Source organism: Paenibacillus sp. SAFN-117, assembly GCF_051966115.1.
Taxonomy (GTDB): domain Bacteria; phylum Bacillota; class Bacilli; order Paenibacillales; family NBRC-103111; genus Paenibacillus_L; species Paenibacillus_L residui.
Genome location: NZ_JBQCLK010000072.1, coordinates 1 through 4,944, shown reverse-complemented (window position 1 = coordinate 4,944; position 4,944 = coordinate 1). Strand labels below are relative to the sequence as shown.

The 4,944-nt window shown below is 43.3% G+C and carries 3 protein-coding genes and 1 other annotated feature; of the genes, 1 reads left to right on the top strand and 2 read right to left on the bottom strand.

Going from position 1 to position 4,944, the window contains the following annotated elements:
• Positions 1 to 174 precede the first annotated feature (174 nt).
• Positions 175 to 780, bottom strand: coding sequence for an alpha/beta fold hydrolase (locus ACTHRH_RS25480; protein WP_440418250.1), 606 nt, complete (start codon positions 778 to 780; stop codon positions 175 to 177).
• Positions 781 to 792: 12 nt separating this feature from the next.
• Complete coding sequence (locus ACTHRH_RS25475; protein ID WP_440418248.1) at positions 793 to 1,710, bottom strand: DUF4180 domain-containing protein; 918 nt, start codon at positions 1,708 to 1,710, stop codon at positions 793 to 795.
• A 235-nt stretch (positions 1,711 to 1,945) separates the two neighbouring features.
• Positions 1,946 to 2,213 (top strand) — a binding site (T-box leader).
• Positions 2,214 to 2,292: 79 nt separating this feature from the next.
• Here ACTHRH_RS25475 and leuA point away from each other — a divergent pair.
• Complete coding sequence (leuA, locus tag ACTHRH_RS25470; protein WP_144937522.1) at positions 2,293 to 3,963, top strand: 2-isopropylmalate synthase; 1,671 nt, start codon at positions 2,293 to 2,295, stop codon at positions 3,961 to 3,963.
• The last annotated feature ends 981 nt before the right edge of the window (positions 3,964 to 4,944 follow it).

Genomic DNA, 4,944 nt, shown 5'->3' with positions numbered 1-4,944 from the left:
ATCAAAAGAACGCTTCGTGAATGATTTCACACCTTAAAAATTAAAAAAAACTGTCTTGACTTCTTGTGCCACTATAGGTTTCCAGGCATTGAGTTTTTCTCTCGGCTGTTAGGCCGGAGGTGCTAATGTCGGGAAATCCTTAATTTTATTGTTTGCTTGTAACATATCAACCTATCAACTGCCCTGAAGGTTCAAAAATTTTAGCATCCTATCTGCTTGGTTGACAATTAGGTGGCCCGTATCAGGCAGCAGCTCGATCTTAGCTTGTTGTGCAAATTGTTTAAGTCGATTAATACTCTTGCCGGCAGGTATTAATTGATCAGAATCGCCAAAAAGCATTAAAATCGGCATAGTTAATTGATGAAGTGACTGATCACTAAATAGTGGCATTTTTGCCGTTCGTGGTTTGAAATATTTGAAGGTAAGTGATGCGAATGCAAGATCTTCTCCCAATCCGGATATCGATGATGAAGAAATATTACCACCCACTAATTTGAGTGTTTGTAGCTGACCCCATTTTCCAAGTAGTGAGAAAAAAACTGCTTTCCATAGGAAACTGGTTTTTTCATGTGCAAGCCCTCCGGGACAAAGCAAAACCAATTTATCAACCTTATCCGGATAGGTGGTGGCGAAACTCAATGCCATCCAGCCGCCTAATGACATAGCTACAATTGAACAGGTGCTTAATCCAAGTGCATTTATTGTTTCATTCAGCCATAGAGCATAGGCACCACTTTCGTAGCTTGGTCGGCGTGCCGCTGATAATCCTGCTTCTCCAATTCGCCTATCTTTCTATTTCAGAAGCCATTTTTCAGCTTCTTCTATACTTTCATACAATCTAAAATGATTGCCTTTGTTCGTTTCCATGGCCATTTCTTTAAATCTGCCTTTTTGAATGGTCTCCCGAGGAATAATAGCAGCAGCTTTTATCCCATAGTTTATGAATTTCTGAATAATATTGCCGGCTGATTTGGTTTTAAGTTTGAAGAAGTCTTCCGATAAGGCTGTATAGTGTATCATAAGCGCATTTATCCCATGTTCCCAGCATAAAGCTATGAGATCAAGTGCATCATTCTCTGTACCTAAAGGTTCAGCAGCAGAAATCAGTTCAATATATTTTTTATTCTCTATTTCTCTAATTTGATAGTTCATTTTGTCTTTTTCCTCCATACCTTCATTTTCAAACAACTTCTTACGGGTTTCACGGACCCAATTAAGTTCATTATTATAGGTTGAAATAATGTTTTCTGAAATCATCTCCCATATTAAGCTTTCCCTAGTGCTTCTATTAGGTGAATGAAGAGCACGTCTGTATTTTTCCTTCTGCATAGCCAATTGCAGTTTGATTTCATTTTCATATTTTGAGAGTACGTCACTTAATTCTTGATTACTTAACATGTCTGACCATGCAAGCTGCACCAAAAATGTTTTTTTGATCTCAGGAGCTTCTGGTGATGACACAAGCCAATTTTTTAGTTCCTTAAGTCCTTCTTCTGTTATGGTATATATTTTCTTAGAAGGAGAGTTATCCTGATGGACCACTTCACTGGTAACCAAATCTTCATTTTCCAAGTTCAGAAGGGCCTTGTAAATTTGATTATTATTTCCGGACCAATACATGAAGGAGGAATCCTCAAAAATCTTTTTTAGCTCATACCCTGTTGAGGACTTCCAACTCAGAATGCCTAATATTGCCATTTGGATTGACATAATTACACCCCGTTGTTATTAACATAGGTTAAAAGCAACATATGGTATTGTGATTGTCAATCTAATTCACTTTAATTGATAAAGGGACTATTGTAGTTATGCGAAATACAATGATTTTGTAGTTAATACTTTGGCCCCTAACCCAATATATTCTGATGCCCCTATTTCCACTATATGTAAAAGGGCAAATTGCACTTGACATCACCACAATGGGTGGTATACATTGTTTCTAATATTTAAAACGTTGAAAAGGAATAGTACGGTTATCTAAGCGAACAGAGAGCTGTTGGTCGGTGTGAAACAGCCGTGGAGAAAACCGGAACTCGCCTTGGAGTTGCCCGCTGAACCCGTGAAGTAGGCGGAGCCGGAGCCTGACCGTTATCATCAGGAGGATACAAGGTTTGTCCGTGTTTGTTGTAACCCTGTATCCGTAGAGTGCATGCCGATTACGGCATGAATTCGGAGTGGTACCGCGTAAGATGTCAAAGTCTTTCGTCTCTGTTATTGGAGATGGAAGGCTTTTTTTGCGCGTCCGATCTTATTGCAGATAAGCACAGGAAATCGATGAAAGGAAGGATATCCATGAAAAATGTTGAAAAATACGCCAGAGGATATTTTATGCCGCCGGTAACAAGCTTGAAATGGACCCAGAAGGAATATATTACAGAAGCGCCGATTTGGTGCAGCGTCGATCTTCGTGACGGAAATCAGGCATTAATCGTTCCGATGAATTTAGAGGAAAAGCTGGAATACTTCAAATTGCTTGTAGATATCGGATTCAAGGAGATCGAGGTTGGATTTCCCGCAGCTTCGGAAACGGAGTTCGCCTTTCTGCGCACATTGATCGAGCAGGATTTGATCCCGGACGATGTAACGATCCAAGTGCTTACCCAATCGAGAGAGCATATTATCCGCAAAACCTTCGAATCGCTCAAAGGCGCGAAAAAAGCCGTAGTCCATTTGTACAACTCGACCTCCGTGGCGCAGCGGGAGCAGGTATTCCGCAAGTCCAAGGAAGAGATTATCGACATCGCCGTGAGCGGCGCCAAGCTGTTGAAGGAATGCGCTCAGGAGACGGAAGGGAACTTTCAGTTCCAGTATTCGCCGGAGAGCTTTACCGGTACGGAGATCGATTTTGCACTGGAGATCTGCAATAGCGTACTCGACGTATGGCAGCCGACGGCGGAGAACCCGGTCATCATCAATCTTCCTGCAACGGTGTCCATGTCGATGCCTCACGTCTACGCCAGCCAGATCGAGTATATGAGCGAGCATCTGAATTACCGGGAGCACGTGATTTTGTCGGTCCATCCGCATAACGACAGAGGAACGGGCGTAGCGGATGCGGAGCTGGCAATGCTGGCCGGCGCCCAGCGCGTTGAAGGCACATTGTTCGGAAACGGGGAACGAACGGGGAACGTCGATATTGTGACGCTGGCGCTAAACATGTACTCCCACGGGGTCGATCCGAAGCTGAATTTTGAGAACATTCCTGAGATCATCTCCGTGTATGAACGAATGACCAAAATGAAAGTAGGCGAAAGACATCCTTATGGAGGCGAGCTGGTATTCACCGCTTTCTCCGGTTCACATCAGGATGCCATTGCCAAAGGAATGAAATGGCGTGAGGAGAAGGAGCCTCGGCATTGGTCGGTCCCTTATCTGCTGATTGATCCCAAGGACATCGGCAGGGAGTATGAAGGCGATATTATCCGCATTAACAGCCAGTCCGGTAAAGGCGGAATCGGGTACGTGCTGCAGCTGAAGTACGGACTGGATCTACCGGCGAAGATGCGCGAAAACTTCGGATACTTCGTGAAAAACGTATCGGATCAGCAGCAGAAGGAGCTGATGCCCGAAGAAATATACGATATTTTCGTGAAGGAATATGTGAATATAAAAACGCCTGTCGAGTTTGTCAAATACCGCTTTACAGATAATGATGATTTTCACACCGTTGTCACGATACGGACCGGCACGGAAGTCAAGGAAATTGAAGGCACCGGAAACGGAAGACTCGATGCGATCAGCCATGCGCTGCAAACCGAACTCGGATTGAATTACAGCGATTTGATCTATACAGAACACGCTCTGGAGGCAGGGTCTAAATCACAAGCAGTCTCTTATATCGGCATCACGGCTTCAGACGGAAGCGTATATTGGGGTTGCGGCATTGACGTTGACATTATGACCTCATCTGTCAAAGCTCTGTTCAGTGCAGTGAATCGATTTAGCCGTAATACCACTAACTGATTGCTCTCTAACGGTTAGGAGCGCTTCGTAAGGATAGATCAAGGTACCCCAAAGGGCTGTTTTTCTGTGAAACATAGGGCCAATAAACTAAGGAGTCGCCGCAGGCGGCTCCTTTCACATTCCTTGCCGATAGACCTGTTAAGCTGAACCGTACTCTAATACAAGGGCAAGCTATTGAGTGTAAAAAGCCAGTAAACGTAACGTTTCTAATAAGTAAAGACAATCCTCATCTGACGCCAGACGAGGATTGTTCAATGTTCACCTGCTATAGATTATTTAACTTTAATAAATTCCTCATGTTTGAAAATCATCGGGGTTGCTGTACGTCCATTCGCTGTAGTACCCGACAGGGCAATTACAACGCCGTTCGCATTTTTACTCGTATCCCCTTCCATCACCACACGGAGCATGTTGTTACCACGGAAGGTATTGGGTCCCGAGGGTACTCTTAGAAATGCACAGTTTCCTGCAGGTATTGTAACTCTTCGCCGGAATATTCTAATTTCTGGAGGAGTAGCCGGGAATAATGCTCTCTCTACAAACATGAACGGATATAATGACAGTGGATCTACGGTTCGAAATATTTTTAAGCCCGATTTGTAATACCCTTACCGCTCCCCTACGGGTACCGTCAACAGATGATGGCACGATAAAAGGTCCTGATGTAAGCTTTACGCTCTTTCTCCTTAACCGCATGATCTATCATTCCTTTCTTGGTTGTTCTTAACTAATTTATGTAGGAACGGTGAGGCCCGTAATGGTTGGCCGCACAATAGAAGATTAATAGGCATGGTTGTTGAGAAGGCGGTCTTTCTACTAGATTAAGATGCAATTCATAAGTATGTGTACCGTATATTTTTACCCTAAGGCAAATCTATTAAGTCATGGGCCCCATAAGTTTGAATATAATGGACTAAGAAAATTAGACAGCAAAAAAGGAGTTTCTTAGTTGTATGGCAACGATGAGGAGAAAGTTCACAC